Annotated in this window: 17 protein-coding genes; 11 read left to right on the forward strand and 6 right to left on the reverse strand. The window is 49.1% G+C overall.

The features are described 5' to 3' along the window. Nucleotides 1-77: 77 nt before the first annotated feature. Complete coding sequence (locus RYZ26_RS07035) at nucleotides 78-1811, reverse strand: methanol/ethanol family PQQ-dependent dehydrogenase (RefSeq protein WP_317682471.1); 1734 nt, start codon at nucleotides 1809-1811, stop codon at nucleotides 78-80. 326 nt (nucleotides 1812-2137) lie between these two features. On the opposite strand from RYZ26_RS07035, the gene RYZ26_RS07040 reads away from it, so the two are divergent. Then, a complete protein-coding gene (locus RYZ26_RS07040; RefSeq protein WP_317682472.1) occupies nucleotides 2138-4201 on the forward strand; it encodes a methyl-accepting chemotaxis protein in 2064 nt (687 codons plus the stop codon). 9 nt (nucleotides 4202-4210) lie between these two features. Here RYZ26_RS07040 and RYZ26_RS07045 read toward each other — a convergent pair whose 3' ends face one another. The 4 genes from RYZ26_RS07045 to RYZ26_RS07060 form a co-directional block, all read right to left on the reverse strand. After that, the gene (locus tag RYZ26_RS07045) at nucleotides 4211-5152 is read right to left on the reverse strand and encodes a quinoprotein relay system zinc metallohydrolase 1 (protein WP_317682473.1); all 942 of its coding nucleotides are present in this window, start codon (nucleotides 5150-5152) and stop codon (nucleotides 4211-4213) included. A 4-nt stretch (nucleotides 5153-5156) separates the two neighbouring features. Further along, entirely contained in the window at nucleotides 5157-5933 is a 777-nt protein-coding gene (locus RYZ26_RS07050; RefSeq protein ID WP_317682474.1) for a quinoprotein dehydrogenase-associated SoxYZ-like carrier, read from the reverse strand. Between the two features lie 13 nt (nucleotides 5934-5946). Further along, the gene (locus tag RYZ26_RS07055) at nucleotides 5947-6714 is read right to left on the reverse strand and encodes a substrate-binding periplasmic protein (RefSeq protein WP_317682475.1); all 768 of its coding nucleotides are present in this window, start codon (nucleotides 6712-6714) and stop codon (nucleotides 5947-5949) included. 194 nt (nucleotides 6715-6908) lie between these two features. After that, nucleotides 6909-7208: a hypothetical protein gene (locus tag RYZ26_RS07060; protein ID WP_317682476.1), complete on the reverse strand. Its 300-nt coding sequence runs from the start codon at nucleotides 7206-7208 to the stop codon at nucleotides 6909-6911. Nucleotides 7209-7350: 142 nt separating this feature from the next. Here RYZ26_RS07060 and RYZ26_RS07065 point away from each other — a divergent pair, with 142 nt between their 5' ends. Genes RYZ26_RS07065 through RYZ26_RS07085 form a run of 5 tightly spaced genes read left to right on the forward strand, consistent with a single transcriptional unit; the run spans nucleotide 7351 to nucleotide 11522 of the window. Next, nucleotides 7351-8526, forward strand: coding sequence for an ABC transporter substrate-binding protein (locus tag RYZ26_RS07065; protein ID WP_317682477.1), 1176 nt, complete (start codon nucleotides 7351-7353; stop codon nucleotides 8524-8526). Further along, the gene (locus RYZ26_RS07070) at nucleotides 8523-9485 is read left to right on the forward strand and encodes a YVTN family beta-propeller repeat protein (protein WP_317682478.1); all 963 of its coding nucleotides are present in this window, start codon (nucleotides 8523-8525) and stop codon (nucleotides 9483-9485) included. Before RYZ26_RS07065 ends, RYZ26_RS07070 begins: the two co-directional genes overlap by 4 nt. Beyond that, entirely contained in the window at nucleotides 9482-10207 is a 726-nt protein-coding gene (locus RYZ26_RS07075) for an ABC transporter ATP-binding protein (protein ID WP_317682479.1), read from the forward strand. Before RYZ26_RS07070 ends, RYZ26_RS07075 begins: the two co-directional genes overlap by 4 nt. Further along, nucleotides 10204-10983 carry an ABC transporter permease gene (locus tag RYZ26_RS07080; protein ID WP_317682480.1) on the forward strand — a complete coding sequence of 260 codons (780 nt, stop codon included), beginning with the start codon at nucleotides 10204-10206 and terminating at the stop codon, nucleotides 10981-10983. The genes RYZ26_RS07075 and RYZ26_RS07080 overlap by 4 nt, the downstream gene beginning before the upstream one ends. Beyond that, entirely contained in the window at nucleotides 10980-11522 is a 543-nt protein-coding gene (locus RYZ26_RS07085; protein ID WP_317682481.1) for a rhodanese-like domain-containing protein, read from the forward strand. Before RYZ26_RS07080 ends, RYZ26_RS07085 begins: the two co-directional genes overlap by 4 nt. On the opposite strand, the gene RYZ26_RS07090 is transcribed toward RYZ26_RS07085, so the two are convergent. Next, entirely contained in the window at nucleotides 11485-12297 is an 813-nt protein-coding gene (locus tag RYZ26_RS07090) for an FCD domain-containing protein (RefSeq protein ID WP_317682482.1), read from the reverse strand. The genes RYZ26_RS07085 and RYZ26_RS07090 overlap by 38 nt on opposite strands. Before the next feature lie 288 nt (nucleotides 12298-12585). Here RYZ26_RS07090 and RYZ26_RS07095 point away from each other — a divergent pair, with 288 nt between their 5' ends. The 5 genes from RYZ26_RS07095 (at nucleotide 12586) to RYZ26_RS07110 (ending at nucleotide 16834) form a co-directional block, all read left to right on the forward strand. After that, nucleotides 12586-13638 carry a TRAP transporter substrate-binding protein gene (locus tag RYZ26_RS07095; protein WP_317682483.1) on the forward strand — a complete coding sequence of 351 codons (1053 nt, stop codon included), beginning with the start codon at nucleotides 12586-12588 and terminating at the stop codon, nucleotides 13636-13638. Between the two features lie 209 nt (nucleotides 13639-13847). Further along, the gene (locus RYZ26_RS07100) at nucleotides 13848-14429 is read left to right on the forward strand and encodes a TRAP transporter small permease subunit (protein WP_317682484.1); all 582 of its coding nucleotides are present in this window, start codon (nucleotides 13848-13850) and stop codon (nucleotides 14427-14429) included. Between the two features lie 4 nt (nucleotides 14430-14433). After that, on the forward strand, nucleotides 14434-15816 hold the full coding sequence (locus RYZ26_RS07105; protein ID WP_317682485.1) for a TRAP transporter large permease: 1383 nt from the start codon (nucleotides 14434-14436) through the stop codon (nucleotides 15814-15816). An 86-nt stretch (nucleotides 15817-15902) separates the two neighbouring features. Further along, nucleotides 15903-16097, forward strand: coding sequence for an LUD domain-containing protein (locus RYZ26_RS19940; RefSeq protein ID WP_411576856.1), 195 nt, complete (start codon nucleotides 15903-15905; stop codon nucleotides 16095-16097). Nucleotides 16098-16180: 83 nt separating this feature from the next. Next, nucleotides 16181-16834, forward strand: coding sequence for a LutC/YkgG family protein (locus RYZ26_RS07110; protein WP_317682486.1), 654 nt, complete (start codon nucleotides 16181-16183; stop codon nucleotides 16832-16834). Nucleotides 16835-16927: the final 93 nt, after the last annotated feature.

Here is a 16927-nt window from a genome sequence, read left to right on the forward strand (position 1 = left end):
GAATAGGGATGAAGCCAAAAGACTTCATCCCTAAACACAACGTCGTAGATGGTACGCGCTTAAGAAGTGCTTGGTTCTTACATGGCCAGTTTGAAGACCCAGACACTACCACCTTGGTTAAGGTTCTTAATACGCTTGGCTACGTCGCCGCCCCAAAGGGGAACTGCGCCACCCCAACCGGATACAACAGCGATGAACTGTTCGCCATCCTGTTCCCAGGTAATCGGTGAAGCCACGATGCCGGAACCGGTGTTGAACTTCCAGACTTCTTTACCTGTGTTGGCGTCAAACGCTTTCAGGTAGCCTTCTGGTGTACCTGTGAAGACCAGCTCAGGTGTGGTCATAACGCCGCCCCAAAGTGGGGAGTTGTTGCGGTATTCCCATTTGATGTTACCTGTGCGAGGGTCAATAGCTTTCAGTGAACCGATATAATCTTCGAACAGTGGCTTAATGGTAAAGCCGGCACCCAGATACGCAGCACCTTTTTTGTAGGTTACAGGCTCGTTCCACAGATCCATGCCCCATTCGTTGGATGGAACGTAGAAAGTTTCTGTCACAGGGCTGTAAGCCATTGGCATCCAGTTCTTACCACCAAGGAAAGATGGGATAGAGAAGATGGCCTTGCCTTTTTTGCCTTCTGTGTCAGCCGGGTTGCCCGGACGACCTGTTGCTGTGTAGTTTGGACGACCTGTTTTCAGATCAATACTGTCCGCCCAAGTGATGTCACGAACAAATGGTGTTGCGTTTTGCAGTTTACCGTTTGTACGGTCCAGCACGTAGAAGAAACCGTTACGGTCAGCAGTTGCTGCCAGTTGCTTGCCATCCAGGTTGTAAGAAACAACTTCGTTTACACCGTCAAAGTCCCAACCGTCGTTTGGTGTGGTCTGATAGTGCCAGTTGATCTCGCCTGTATCAATGTCGATAGCCAGACGGGAAGCTGTGTAGAGGTTGTCACCAGGACGCAGGTGAGAGTTCCAGGGCGCAGGGTTACCTGTACCGAAGAACAGCTGGCGTGTTTCTGGATCGTACGTACCGCCCAGCCAAGTTGCGCCACCGCCGTATTTCCACATGTCGCCGGGCCAGGTTGCGTTTTTCGTACCTGTCATGGTGCTTTCTTTACCGTTCAGGGTCCCCATGTGACCTTCAACAGTTGGACGCGACCAGATCAGTTTGCCGTTTTTAGCATCGCGTGCTTCGACTTTACCGACGATACCAAATTCACCACCGGAAACACCTGTGACAACTTTGCCTTCAACGATCAGCGGTGTCGCAGTCAAAGAATAACCGGCTTTATAATCGCCAACTTTCTTTTTCCACTTCACTTTACCTGTTTTGGCGTCCAGTGCGACGATTTTGGCGTCCAGTGTGCCGTAGTAAACCATGTCTTCATAGATCGCTGCACCACGGTTGATCACGTCACAGCAGGGCATGATGCCATCTGGAAGACGTGCGTCATACTGCCACAGTTCTTCACCGGTTTTAACGTCGATTGCAAACAGGCGGGAATAGGAACCTGTGACGTACATAACGCCATCAGCGACCAGTGGCTGTGATTCCTGACCACGTTGCTTTTCACCACCAAAAGAGAAGCTCCAGACAGGAACCAGTTTCTTGACGGTTTTGAGGTTAACCTGGTTCAGTGGGCTGAAGCGTTGCGCTTGCAAACCCATACCATCTGTTACGACCTGAGAGGTGTTCTTGTGGTCATTTAGAATTTCGTCATTTGTGACACCTGCTTTGGCGTCAGTTGCTGCAAAAGCAGACAGGGCCAGCAAGCCAGCGGCTGCTGTTGAAAATAGTGCCCGTTTCATATGCTTCTCCCTTCCAAGGAAATGAAACCCTTAAACTCTTTAAATATGCATTGCGCAGGTTTTACCCCTGCTTCAAGGACATGATTTACTATGGCGCGCACCTTTAAGAAGCGACATTGGCAATAAGTCGAAGAGCCTACGTGCCTTAGGGATATTCAGGGAAAAGTCGCATTCTACTTTAGTCTAATTTAAAGGTGGAAAAGGAATTCTTTAGTTTTGAGTCAATCTAAAATCGTCGTTAAATTTTTGTTACTGATTGATTGCTGCATTGCACAATATGAAAAATGAGGATACGCTAATTTGTTCGAAAAAAGAGGGGTAATCTCATGACTATTTCACTTCGCATCATGCTTATCGTTGGTGCTTTATCAGCGTTTTTGTTTCTGGAAGCCGCCTGGCAGGCCTTTGGCATATACAAGGAATGGAATGAGATTGAAGAGATTGCCTATAACGAAGAAGTCTCGCGCGATTTGATCCTTGCCGCACGATTTGCAGCCGTTGAACGCGGCATGACCCAAGGGGTTATTGGTTCACGCGGAAAGAAAGCTGATAGTCTAAAGTCCGGCATTCTGGCAAACCGTCAGAAGCTGGATGAGATAATGGCGCGTGTTTTTAACGACGGTGCTGTTCAGCGGGAAGATATGGTTAAACATGTCAAAGCCTTGCGTGAAACTTACAGTAATTTAAAAGTGCTGCGTGAAGATGTGGATCGCGTCTTTTCGGGGCAGGATGTTTCTTCGCGTTTGACATCGGATTGGTTTACGGTTGCTTCAACCAATATTGCCGAGCTTTTCCTTGTGCGAACTGAATTGGAAATCCTGGCAAACCTGAACCCGGTTCTTTCTATTAACATGTCAGCGCGTCAGACATTGGCATCGTTGGCAGAAATTTTGGGGCGGGAACGTGGACGGATGAATGGTTATATTGCAGCCAACGTCCCCTTGTTTCCGAACGAAGTTGTTCCATTACGCATTATTTCTGGCGGAATTCAGACACGTCTGGATGATTTGAAAAAACAGACCAATATGGTCACTGACGAATTGGGTCGCGCCATGACCAAGGCGCTCGATAATTATGAGCGCAATGTAAAGCTTGTACGTGACCGCGAGATTAAAAACGGCCAATCCGGTCGGGATTACGAGATCAGTGCACCGGATTGGTTCGCTCTGACTACGGCAGGGATTGCGGAATTCAACAAAGTTGCTGATAGAATCAGCGAAGATATCCAGAATGAACTGACAGAAGAAATTCATGCGAAAAGAAATGATATGGTTCTTATAGGCATTTTGACTCTGGTTATTTTTGCGATTGTTATCGCTTCAATTTACGTGACGCTAAGCCATATTAAAAAGCCGATCAATCTGTTGGTGAAATCCATGGGGGGACTGGCAAAAGGGGATTTGCAAACCGAGATTCCGCAATATCCGGTCTCAAGTGAAATGGGGCGTATGTCCGATGCGCTGGAACGCTTTAAGGCAGAAGCCCTGGAAAATGAACGCTATCGTGAAGAACAGGAAGAATTCAAACGTAAGACTGAAGAAGCCCAGCGTAAAGTCCTGTTAAATGTTGCCGATGATTTTGAAACGGCTGTGGGGCAGGTGGCCACTTCTATTTCTGCAAGTGCACAGGAATTGGCGGCAAGTTCAGAATCGGTGATGAGTATGGCGGCCCGATCAGCAGAAAGTGGTGGGTCTGTTCAGGATATGGCGCAAAAAACCATGGAAGAAATTCAGGTTGTGGCTGAAGCGGCCGTTGAAATGGACAGTGCAACTCGCGAAATCATGGATCAGGTTATGGCAGCTGCGAGTCAGACGTCTGAGGCTTCCAACGTTGCAAATGATGCGGCAGGTCGGGTACAGAGTCTGGTTGATGCCTCAAATGAAATCAGCGGTGTTTTGAAACTGATTTCTGACATTGCCGAACAAACCAACTTGCTGGCGCTGAACGCGACGGTGGAAGCTGCACGTGCAGGTGATGCGGGCAAAGGGTTTGCGGTTGTGGCCAATGAAGTGAAAAACCTTGCTAACCAGACCCATAAGGCAACTGACCAGATCGGCCGCCAGATCAATTCCATGGTGTCTGAGATTGACCAGACCACCAAGGGCGTGCAGGTTATCGCCAGTGCAGTAACTAATGTCAGCCACACGGTACAGGGAATTTCGACGGCGTCTGAACAGTTAAGTGCGACTGCGCGCGAGATATCAGATCAGATGGGTGGAGCGAATGAACGTTTGACCACATCATCAAAGGCGATTATTGAAATGGTTGATTTGTCTTTGTCTACTCAGACAGCGGTCAGTCAGGTGAATAATGCGGCCAAGGAATTATCCGTTTCCGGTGTGAACCTGCAGGATCAATCTGTTAAGTTTTTGCGGAATGTGCGCAAGTAAATTACGGCCTTACTGATCTAGCAACGGAAGGTTCTTTTCCACCAGGCTGGGCCAGAGGTGGGCGATGGAGCGGTGATATTCCACCTTATCCAGCGATAGGGCATTAAAGCGGATGGGACGCAGGATGCGCATCACTTCGGTCATTTCCATGCCCTCACTGACCGCCTTTTGTAAGGTGTCCTGTAACCAGACAAGATAATCCCGGGTCTGACGGATGGATCGTCCGTCATTTTCCACCGGGCCATGACCGGGCACGATGGTGGAATAGGTAAGATCTGCCAGATTATCCAACGCATCAATCCAGATGCTTAAAACAGCATGGGGCGTGGTTGCGGTACGGTTGTGGAAGACCAAATCACCTGCAAATAACACCCCTGTCTTTTCATCCAGAATGGTCAGGTCACCTGCTGTATGCCCATTAAAGGGGATAAACTGAATGGATCGTCCGGCCAGTATGTCTTTGGACGTTAGCACCGATTTCGTCGGTTTGATCAGTTCGGTCCCCAACATCCAGTCACCGACCATATGGTACATATTTTCAAGCAATCCTTCGCCTTCTATATCAATAGCTTGGCGCGTTTCTGCCAGAGCCAGAACCTCAGCCCCGACAAAGGCTTGTGTGCCGAAAATATGGTCGGGGTGATGGTGGGTCAGAATGATATGCGTGACAGGTTTGGGCGTAACTTGACGAATGGCTGCGCGCATTTCCCGGCCATAAAGGGCGGAAGGGCCTGTATCAATGACGATAACGCCTGTTTCGCCGACAATAAATCCGGTGTTGACGATATTACCGCCGTTATTGCGGTTGAAATGCTGGGTCGATCCGATAAAAGCATAAACGCCATCTGCGATTTTCTGTGGATCAAGGTTATAGGTCAGGTCCGCGCCTTTTGCTGTGGGCGATAAAGCAGACAGCATCAGGCACAGCAAAGCTGCACAAAGAAAACGCATGTTTTTAACTTTCAGGATGTCTTGGGACGTTTACGTTAAATTCGTTGGCATTATTGTCGCGACCAGAAACCCGCAAACTTGGCTGGTTTCGGTTGGGGAAATCGAGGGTCAGGACCGGATTTTCACTGACAGGTTCTTTCGGTTTAAACCGACTGATGACATTGCCATTTTCGTCATGGACGTTGATTTCTTCCACATAAAAGACAGGGACGTCCCCGGAAAGCCCGGTATCCATCGGATGATTCAGATGAATGCGCAGACGTTGGGTGTCGCCACGTTGCCAGACCTGACCGCGTGCTTCCAACAGATGGTCCGCCCAGTCACTGGATGCCATTTGTTGCGGGGCAGCAGCGCAGCCACCACCTTCGGCCATTACAAATGTACCGTTCATATGCCACACGCCATCTTTTGTTTTGGCAATGGCATGGATGACGCTGGCTTCATTCAGTTTCACCCGGGTGCCAAAGGCAGGCTTGGCTTGCATCGGATAAAAACGCGCCGCAATGGGGAAGGGGTTTAGATCCGTCATCAGGACGATCTCTTCAACATCCCCTAACGCACTTGCATCCACCGATACCGGGACCTGAAAGTTGCTTTCTGCATCCACCGGGGCAAAGATTTTAACGCGCTCATCCACAACCACCTTGGCATCGCCAAAGGTTTCTTCCGCCAGATATTCCCACATGGGGGAATCATAAGGGTCCTTGGGGATATTATCCGCTGCGTGCCCCTGTGCGCTGAAGGCCAGAATGGCTGTTGCCAGAAGTAACCGTTTAATCATCTTTTGGCCGTCCTTAGTTGTAAAAACTTGCAGGTGGTTTGATGTAGGTAAGCCCGTGCTTTTTAAAAATCGCTTCCATGCGCCCATCGGCGATCATGGCAGCAATGATATCGGTGACCGCATATCCTAATTGGCGATAGTCTGTCTTGATTGCAAGACCCAGAAGCCAGGTATCCTTGGACAGACCCGGTGTCGGGACTTTGCCGATATCGTAATCTGATTGTTTGTCCCCCAGTGATCCTTCAACGACACTGCGCGGGCCCATCATGCCAGCGGTCTTTTTCGCCTTAAGTTCTTTTGCGCCATCATAGATGTTGGTGTAATGGACTACATTGTTGCGGATGGATCCACCAAAGGCGCCTGTCAGATACATATCGGCCAGACTGTCCAGTTCTACGGCGATCTTTTCATAGCGATAGACGGCCAAAGTGGCGTCTTTGCCCACTTGCTTGATATCGCGGGCTACAACCATATCTTCCTGAAAATAAGGGGCCAGCAGCACGATCAGTTCGTTTCGTTTTTCAAGCGCTTTATCATAGGGGATATGCAGCATGACATCTGCGACTTGACCGCCCAGGTAATGTCCTTTCCAGATGGCATTACGCAGATCATCATCGACATTTTCATCGGCGGTTTGCTGGATCAGGTTTAATCGGACATTGAATTCTTTGGCGATAACTTGTGCGATTTCAACATCAACGCCGACCATCTTGCCTTTTTCTTTATAGGAAAAGGGGGGGAAGTCGCGATAGACGGCAATTGAAATTTCGCCTCTGTCCATGATGTCATCAAAAGAAAGCGCAAACCCGGGTTGTGGGTTTGCGCATACAAGTAATAACAGGGAGGCTAAGAAGCCAGGAAAAACGGGAGCTTTTCTCGCTTCATCACCAGCATGTCTGAGGCTAAGAGACATGCGATATGCAGAAGTTAGCAGCTGCAATAGAAATAAGATATACGACTTTAGACTGGTTCTAATCATTTTCTGGACATACATTGAATGGTGTATTTTCCGCTGACCGAGATGGTACGGTCCCACGGGGTGTAAATCTGACAAAGCTGTCGGGCGTTCTTAACCCACCAGATATTGATATCGGCGCCGCCCTCATCGTTTTTAAAATCAAACGTTTTTTTTGATTTGGCGGCGACAAAACCCTTACCGCCGATGGAAGAAACCTTGATTTCCTGTGTGCTGTTATTTTCCACCATGACCTTGCCTGCCTCAGCAGAGAAAGAGACACAGGAAAATAGGGCAATAGCGGCAAGCAGTTTATTCATCGCGAAACTCTGGTGGATTTATCATTCCTGTAAAAATATCAATTGAAACGATTGTCTTCTATTCGACAAAGGTCGAGTTGCTGATTGGTCTTATTCGCTGTTCAATATCCATAAGATACTCGCCCTTTTGAATGAGGTTAAAATGATCCGTCGCTTTGTCCTGGCACTGACTGTTTTGTGTCTGGGAACTGTCACCGCACAGGCACAAGAAATGATGACTGTTTCTGTGGCCTTTGTGTCGCAGGAAGTTGAACTGCCACCTGCGCTTTCCAATCTGGATGAAGTGCCGGATGATCTTGGCTTGCAAGGGGCCCGTCTGGGGCTGCGTGATAACAACACCACAGGCAAGTTCATGAAGCAAAAGTATGAACTGGAAGAAACCACCCTTCGTGAAGATGAGGATGCCGTTGCAGCTGTTTTGGAATTGGTAAAGAAAGGTCACCAATTATTTGTTCTTGATCTGCCTTCTGACAGTTTGAAGAAAGTTCTGGCAGGTGTGCGCGACAAAAATATTTTATTTTTTAACGCCCGATCCAAGGATAATGACCTCAGACAACAATCTTGTGATGCCCGAATGCTCCATACCATCCCAAGTCGTGCGATGCTGGGCGATGCCCTGGCACAGTTTATGGTGACCAAACGCTGGCAGAAATGGTTCCTGATCGCAGGTCAACGGGCTGAGGATGTGAAATTTGCCGACAGCCTGAAACGATCTGCCAAAAAGTTTGGGGCAAAGATTGTGGAAGATAAATCCTGGGATGGGGCGCGCGATGCGCGCCGCACAGCACAGGCGGAAGTGCCGCTTCTGACGCAAGGCCCAGATTATGATGTGCTGATGGTTGCTGATGAACTGGGGGATTTCGGGGAATATCTGATGTATCGCACCTTTGATCCACGCCCGGTGGCGGGCACCCAAGGACTGTTCTCGGTTGGATGGTACTGGACGCAGGAACAATGGGGTGCAGCACAGCTTCAGAAACGCTTTGCCAAAAAAACCAGGCGCCGCATGGGTGAACGCGATTACGCTACCTGGGTGGCTGTGCGTTCTATCGGCGAAGCAGCCACACGCACCAAATCAAATGCCTATGAAGACCTGAACGGTTATATTCGCAGTGATGATTTCCAGCTCGCCGCCTTTAAAGGACGCAAGCTGTCGTACCGTAAATGGAATGGCCAGTTGCGCCAGCCGATTGCTTTGAGCGCGGCCCGTTCATTGGTGGCACAAGCCCCGCTTGAAGGATTTCTTCATAAAACAACAGAACTTGATACCCTCGGCTTTGATCAGCCAGAGACCCAATGTAAGGAATTCTTGAAATGATGAAATTTGTCGCACCGCTCCTTTGTGCCACATTTTTAAGCCTGTCGGCCGATGCGGCCACCGTTTATGTGTCGAACGAGAAAGATGACACGGTCTCTGTTATCGATCTGAAAAGTCGTGAAGTCGTGCGCACGTTTGAGGTTGGTCAGCGCCCCCGTGGTATTATCCTCAGTAAGGATCACAAGAAGCTTTATGTCTGCACATCCGATGATGACACGGTTGAAATTTATGATGCAGAAACGGAAAAGAAACTGGGTGAGTTGCCATCGGGTGCTGACCCGGAACAATTTGCGCTGCATCCTGATAACCGCATGCTCTATATCGCCAATGAAGATGATGCGCTGACGACTGTGGTGGATGTGGAAAGCGGCGAAGTCTTGGCCCAGGTCGATGTCGGTGTGGAACCGGAAGGGATGGCGGTCAGCCATGATGGCAAGATCGCAGTGACCACATCTGAAACCACGAATATGGTGCACTGGATTGATACGTCCAAGCAGGAACTGTTTGATAACACATTGGTTGATCAACGTCCCCGCCATGCAGAATTTGAACAGGATGACAGCCTGTTGTGGGTATCCTCTGAAATCGGCGGGACGGTTTCGGTGATGAATGTGAAGGAACGCACCATCATCAAGAAGATCAACTTCGCTATCAAAGGCATCCATAAAGATCGCGTTCAGCCCGTTGGCATTCAACTGAGCAAAGACGGCAAATATGCCTTTGTGGCTCTTGGTCCGGCAAACCATGTGGCAGTGGTCAACCGCAAAACGTTTGAAGTCGAAAAATACATTCTGGTGGGGCGCCGCGTCTGGCATATGGCCTTCAGCCCGGACCAGAAAACCCTGATGACCACCAATGGCGTCAGTGGGGATGTGACTTTTGTGGATGTGGATAGCCTGAAAGCGGTAAAATCTGTTAAGGTTGGTCGTTACCCATGGGGGATGGCCGTTAAACCATGACCGATATTCTGTGCGCAGAACAGCTTTGTTATACCTATAAAACAGGGAAAGAGGCCTTGAAGGAGGTCTCTTTTTCTGTGCGCAAAGGGGCGTTTTGTGCGCTGTTGGGACCCAACGGGGCGGGGAAGTCCACTTTCTTTTCCCTGGCAAGTGCCTTGATCAAACCGGGGCAGGGAGGGCTTCGCATCTGTGGGCATGATGTGGCGAAAAATCGCACCAAGGCCTTGGCAAAGCTGGGCCTTGTCTTTCAGCAAACCACCCTTGATCTGGATTTGACGGTCGCACAGAACCTTCGATATTTCGCCAGCCTGCATGGTATTTCCAGTAAGCAGGCCAATATGCGCATTCAGGAAGAACTGGAACGTCTTAACCTGTTTGACAGGGCCAATGAAAAGGTGCGCTTGTTAAATGGCGGGCATCGCCGTCGTGTGGAAATTGCCCGTGCTTTGCTGCATGAACCGGACGCTTTGCTGCTGGACGAAGCCACGGTCGGACTGGATGTGAAGACGCGTGCTGATCTGGTCAAACATGTGCATAGCCTGTGTCAGGATAATGGGGTGGGGGTTCTCTGGGCGACCCACCTGATTGATGAGATTGAAGACACGGACGATGTGGTCATCCTGCATCAGGGCAATGTGGTGGCCCAAGGGCGCGCCGATGAACTGGCTGATCCTGCCCTTGAAGAAACCTTTCATAAATTGACCGGGGCAAGTGGGGCATGAATATGTATATCTCCTGCTTCAAAGGCGTTGTGATGCGCGAGCTGTTGCGGTTTTTGCAGCAACGTGAACGGTTTTTTGCCGCACTCGTACGTCCCTTGATGTGGCTGTTTGTCTTTGCTGCTGGCTTTCGTGCTGCCCTTGGGGTGTCGATCATCGAACCTTATGACACCTATATCACCTATGAGACCTATATCCTTGCAGGCCTTGTTGGGATGATCCAGTTGTTCAACGGGATGCAGAGCTCGTTATCCATGGTCTATGATCGGGAAATGGGCAGCATGCGGGTCTTGTTGACCAGTCCCATGCCGCGCTGGTTTTTGTTGGCAGGCAAATTGATTGCTGGGGCCTTGGTGTCGATCTTGCAGGTCTATGTCTTCCTGCTGATTGCTTACCTGTTTGGGATTGAAGTGCCCTTGCTGGGCTACCTTCAGGTCTTTCCGGTTCTGATTGTCACTGGTGTTATGCTGGGTTCACTCGGGATGGTTCTGTCGTCATGGATCAAACAGCTGGAAAATTTTGCGGGCATCATGAACTTTGTCATCTTCCCTATGTTCTTTCTGTCGTCCGCACTTTATCCCTTGTGGAAAATCGCAGAATCTAGTGAGTTTCTGGTGAATCTTTGTCATGTCAATCCGTTCACCTATGCGGTCGAGCTGATCCGTTTTTCCATGTATGGCAAGTTTAACGAGATGGCGTTGCTGATCTGTATCGGCGCAACCTTGCTATTCTCTCTGATTGCCATCTGGGGGTATGATCCGATGAAGGGGAAGAAATGAGGAGGCTTGCCTTCGTCGCTTTATTTATCCTGAGCGCCTGCAGCACGGTGCCGGTGCCGGATGGCTTCAGGATGAACAAATATAAAGCCCCGGTCCCAAGTTATGTGCCAGGCGGGGAAACGATTTCTATTTCAGAAGCGGTTATTTTAAAAGAGAAGGGCGCAATCTTTGTTGATGTGATCGGTTCTGGAAAACTTCTCACACCCGGTATTGATGATGAATGGCTGGTTGTACGCCCGCATATGTCTATTCCGGACAGTCATTGGTTGCCCGATGTGGGGCGTGGGGCTTTGACGACAAAGCAGCAGGCTTATTTTGAACAGTCTCTTGAAGCTTTGAGTGACGGTGACAAAACAAAGCCATTGGTGTTCTTCTGCCTTAAATCCTGCTGGATGTCTTGGAATGCGACCAAGCGTGCTGCCGCCATGGGCTATCAGCGCCTTTATTGGTTACCGGATGGAAAAGATGGTTGGGAAGCGGCTGGGCTTCCCTTGAAGCAGGTTAAGCCTTTTTCGGGCGGCGGCGTGGTTTCTGAGTAGCGTCCTTTTTCTTTTCCAGGTAACGTTCCAGACGACGGCGGGACACATCCTGTCGGCTTTCTTCACGTTCCAGGTCTCGCATGATTTCCTGCACATAAGCCAAATGTGCTTTGGCGGCCTGTCGGGCCTGATCCGGGTCGCCTGCCATGATCGGCTCATAAATCGCACGGTGTTGTTTTAACAAAAGGTCACGCGCGCCACGACGGGTGTAAAGCTGCATCCGGTTATAGAAGACGCCTTCGCGCAGGATATTGACCATGGCGCGCATGATATGCAGCAGTACGGCATTGTGTGAAGATTCCGCAATGATCAGGTGGAAGTCCGCATCGATCTCCGCTTCTGAATGGGGATCATCATCTTCATGGGCTTCTTCCATGCTTTCAAAGCAGGCCTGCAAAAGTTCCCGGTCCGCATCTGTTGAACGCATGGCAGCGAGATAAGCGGCATTACCTTCAATGATGGATCTAAATTCCACAAAATCCATGGCGGTATCCGGATTGGTCTGGAACATCTGCATTAACGGGTCTGTCAGGGAGGGAGCAAGGAAGTTCTGCACATAGGTGCCACCACCCTGTCTGGTTTCCACAAGACCTTGCTTTTCCAACTGCTGAATCGCGGTGCGCAGACTCGGGCGTGAAACCGACATTTGGGTCGCGAGCTCACGTTCCGGCGGTAATTTGTCGCCCGGTGACCAAATGCCCTGGAGAATATTTTTTTCCAATTGCTGTGCAACGACATCTGAGATTTTACCTTGTTTGACGCGTCCGTAGTCCATTGAAATTCCTTAAAACACCGATTTTTTGTACGTTTATTACCTATCATTATAGGCAGTTTATTCACAAATTGCACTATACCCAATACTGCGTAGGCTGCAAGTACGGTTTAATTGGTAATCCAAAATTACCTGTTTACATAATTGGTAAAATAAACTAACCAATTTACACGATGTAGCTCATGGGGCGTAAAAACCAAGGGCCAATAACAATAAAAACTTTGAATTATTTTTCTTTTGTAACGGTCACTCATCTGACCCTTTTTATGTAACCTTGGGAGGTTATATTTTATGCGTAAGCTTATCCTTGCTACTGCTGCTGCGGCGGCACTCTCTCTTACAGCTGCTGCTCCTGCATCTGCTGGTAAAGTTCTTCTTAAAACACCGATCGCTTTTGGTACGCACCTGCCAGGTCTGGGGACACCAATCGTACGCGTTGCTGAACAACTGGGCGCTATGTCCGGCGGTACAATCAAGATGAAAGTCTATGAGCCAAAGAAACTGGTTGCACCTTTCGAAATCCTGGACGCTGTTTCTACGGGTAAAGTAAACTCTGGCTTCGCAACAGCCGGTTACTGGTCTGGTAAAATGAAAGCTGCGAACCTGTTTTCTGCTGTACCTTTCGGTCCAGAAGCTGGTGAATATATGGCTTGGTTGTACTACGGTAACGGTCTGAAACTGTACCAAGGTATGTATGACGATGCGGGCTACAATGTAAAAGTTCTGCCATGTGCGATCATCGCGCCAGAAACATCTGGTTGGTTCCCGAAACCAATTGAAAAGCCAGAAGATCTTAAAGGTCTGAAAATGCGCTTCTTCGGTCTGGGCGGTAAAGTAATGCAGAAACTCGGCGTTTCTACATCCCTGCTGCCAGGTGGCGAGATTTTCCCTGCAATGGAAAAGAAAGCCATCGATGCGTCTGAATTCTCTATGCCTGCAATCGACAAACTGCTTGGTTTCCACAAACTGGTTAAATACAACTACTTCCCAGGTTGGCACCAGCAAGCAACTGTCTTCGAACTGCTGATCAACGGTGATGCGTGGAAGAAGATGGACAAGGGCCAACAGGCTATCGTTGAAAACGCATGTAAAGCTTCCATGGCACAGTCTTTGGCAGAAGGTGAAGCTATCCAGTTCGACCAAATGAAAGAAAACGTTGAGAAGCACGGCGTTAAAATCATGACCTGGAACGACACAATGCTCGCTGCATTCAAAGGCGCATGGGACGAAGTTGCTGCTGAAGAATCTCAGGACCCAGGCTTCAAGAAAGTCTACGACGACCTGACAACTTTCCGTACTGGCTATCAAATCTGGAAAGAAAACGCTTTCTTGCCGCGTAAGTAAGATACTTCCTCCCTACTGTATCGAACTTACTTATTTGGCGCGGTGTACTTAACCCGACACCGCGCCACTTTTTTAGGAAAAACGCCTTTTAAAGTCATCGTTCAGGAAAGTCATTCCCGCGAAAGCGGGAGCTCTGACGGAACCACACAGATCCCGCTTTCGTGAGGATGTCGAATGAAGGCCAAATAAGAAATAGGAAGGGCAATCTGATGGGTACACCCAGTGATCTTCCCCCACATCCACATGTCGCCGAGAAGGTTGACGAAATTAAAATGCATGAGGACGAAAAACACGTTCCTCTGCCCGATGCCATCGATAAATTTATCCGCTACGTCGGTAATGTTGTTTGTGGTGTAAATGGTCTTCTGGTTCTGGCAATTATAGGTAACGTGGCTTTGCGCTACGGGTTCAGTAATGGTCAGATCTGGCTGGAAGAATTGCAATGGCACCTTTATGGTGCTGGTGTGATGATGGGGCTGTCTTATGCACAGGTAAATGACAGTCATATCCGTGTTGATATTTTTCATGCACGTTTTTCTGATCGCACAAAACGTATTATCGAAATTATCGGTATCCTTTTATTTATTCTCCCGTTCATCTGGGTTGTTTTCTATCACAGTCTCGACTTTGTGGCCGATGCCTGGCGTACAGGCGAACGTTCGGACGCCCCGTTGGGTCTGCCGTTCCGTTGGGCGATCAAGGCTGTTATTCCGCTGTCCTTTGGCCTGTTAGGTCTGGCTATTCTTTCGCGTCTCTATCGCGACGTCTATCTGCTCGTGAAAGGTCGTTAAGATTATGGAAAATGAAATTCTTGTTGGCGCGATGTTCGCCACGTTCATCGTCTTTTTATTCACAGGTATTCCGGTCGCCTACGTTCTTGGCGGCGTTGGTGTCCTGTTCGCCGGGATCGGCTACTTCGCCGATATCTATCTTGATACTTTCACCGGGCTAGATTTCTTAACGCTTGGTCTGGTTGTTAACCGTGTCTTTAAGATCATGGATAACTGGGTCCTTGTGGCCTTGCCGATGTTTATCTTCATGGGGCTGATGCTGGATGAATCCGGTATTGCGGAACGTCTGATGAAATCCATGCAGGAACTGTTCGGTAAAGTGCGCGGTGGTCTGGCGATTACGGTAACCTGTATCGGGATTATTCTTGCCGCTTCCACCGGGATTATCGGTGCTTCGGTTGTTCTGTTGGGCCTGCTTTCCCTGCAACCAATGTTGCAGCAGGGCTATAACAAGCAATTGGCCGTGGGTACGGTTGCCGCATCCGGTTGTCTGGGTATTTTGATCCCGCCATCCATTATGTTGGTGATCATGGCGGATCAGTTGGCTTTGTCCGTTGGTGACCTGTTCATGGGCGCTGTTTTCCCGGGTCTTTTGCTGGGTGCACTCTATATTGTTTACATTCTGGTTTACGGCCTGATCAAACCATCGCATACCCCATTGGCTGATGATCGTCGTGATCTTGAACTTCATGTCATCTGGGATGTGATCAAAGCGGTTATGCCTGCGGTTCTGCTGATCTTTGCAGTACTGGGTTCCATCTTTGCCGGTATGGCGACACCAACCGAAGCATCCGGTGTGGGTGCCATGGGCGCAACATTGCTTGCTGCGTTCTATCGTAACCTGAACTTCAAGGTTCTGTTCGAAGTGTTGAAAGCGACCTTTAACACCACGGCTTACATCTTTGCGATCTTCTTAGGCGCGACTTGTTTTGCGCTGGTCCTTCGTGAACTGGGTGGGGATGAGATCATCGAAAATGCCTTGACCAGCCTACCATTTGGCCCCTACGGCATTATCCTTGTGATCCTTGGCTTTGTTTTCCTGCTGGGCTTTATCCTGGACTGGATTGAAATCACTCTGATCGTTCTGCCCTTGCTGGCCCCGGTTATTTCTGCACTGGAACTCAGCATTCAGGGCTACGGTGTGATTGATAACCCTGATCTGGTCTGGTTCGTGATGCTGGTGGCGATGACCCTGCAGACGAGCTTCTTAACCCCGCCCGTTGGGTTCGCGCTCTTCTATCTGAAAGGGGTGTGCCCGCCGGAGATTAAGCTGATGGATATTTATAAAGGTGTTGTTCCTTTCATTATCCTGCAGTTGATCGGTCTCTCCATTGTTGCGCTCTACCCAACGATCGTAACCTGGCTGCCTAGTGTGGCGTACGAGTAGGAGACTGGTTTTGGGCAGGTGGGAGGCAAATAGATTGCCACCTGCCCTTAAAGAACTCCGCCGTAAATTCACAAAACCTATCACTTGTGAAGTTTGCGGAGGCCGAGACCGGTGCATTGTATTTTGTTGAAAATGAAAGCAATGGACGGGTGTGTAGGACAGTTCCCCCTGTTCCTATCGCCGATATCCGGAATCGCAAAAGTGGTGAATGCTTAAGTGATGTCCCCGCACTCTTAAGTCGGTTGGCCCGATCAGCGACGGGTCAACCCACCACAACTTGATTAAAATAGACGTCAAAGCCTCGTCAAGAAGGTGTGAGATAAATCAAAACCAGATGGTCTCGTCAAAGAAATGGATTTGTTTCATGAGTAATGCCGCCAGCAAAAATGATCTGTCGAACCTACGTGACAGTGCCCTGGTGAAGGAATTGACAGCGTCAGACTTTAATGTTCTGAAAGAAAAACAAATGGATGGCGCAACAAAAATTGCCACCTATAAAGCTGTGACGGAGGCAGTGAATACCCAGGTTCATGAGGTTGAACGCGATAACTGGATTGATGAAATGCAGGCCGTGCTGGCCGAAAAAGGCATTGGCCAGTTAATGTATGGTGCCAACAGTGATTTGGGTAAGAAGCTGGAAAGTGATTGGGATGAGTCTGGAATCAGCCTTGTGCAGTACCAGACTACCACGGAAGAAAGCAAAGATACGCTGTTTAGTGTAGATGCAGCAATTACAAGTACGTTAGGTGCAATTGCTGAGACAGGTAGTCTCATTTTGTGGCCAACCAAAGAGGAACCGCGCCTTTTGTCGCTGACATCCCCTGTTCATGTGGCAGTGGTTTCAGCTGATCAGTTCTACACGACTTTCTACGAAGCTATTGAAGTTAATAATTGGGCCGCCAATATGCCAACCAATGCCTTGTTGATTTCTGGTCCAAGCAAGACCGCCGATATTGAACAGGAACTTTGTTATGGCGTCCATGGCCCCAAAGAGTTGATCGTCTTTATCGTGCATTAGGCAGAAGTTGGTAGGCTTCCTTACCCAGTCTTGGTGAATGGGGAAAGGATGCATAACCTGATAAAATAATAGGAATAGTGAATTTGGTATTAC

This window comes from Terasakiella sediminum, from assembly GCF_033100395.1.
In the GTDB taxonomy this organism is placed as follows: Bacteria; Pseudomonadota; Alphaproteobacteria; order Rhodospirillales; family Terasakiellaceae; genus Terasakiella.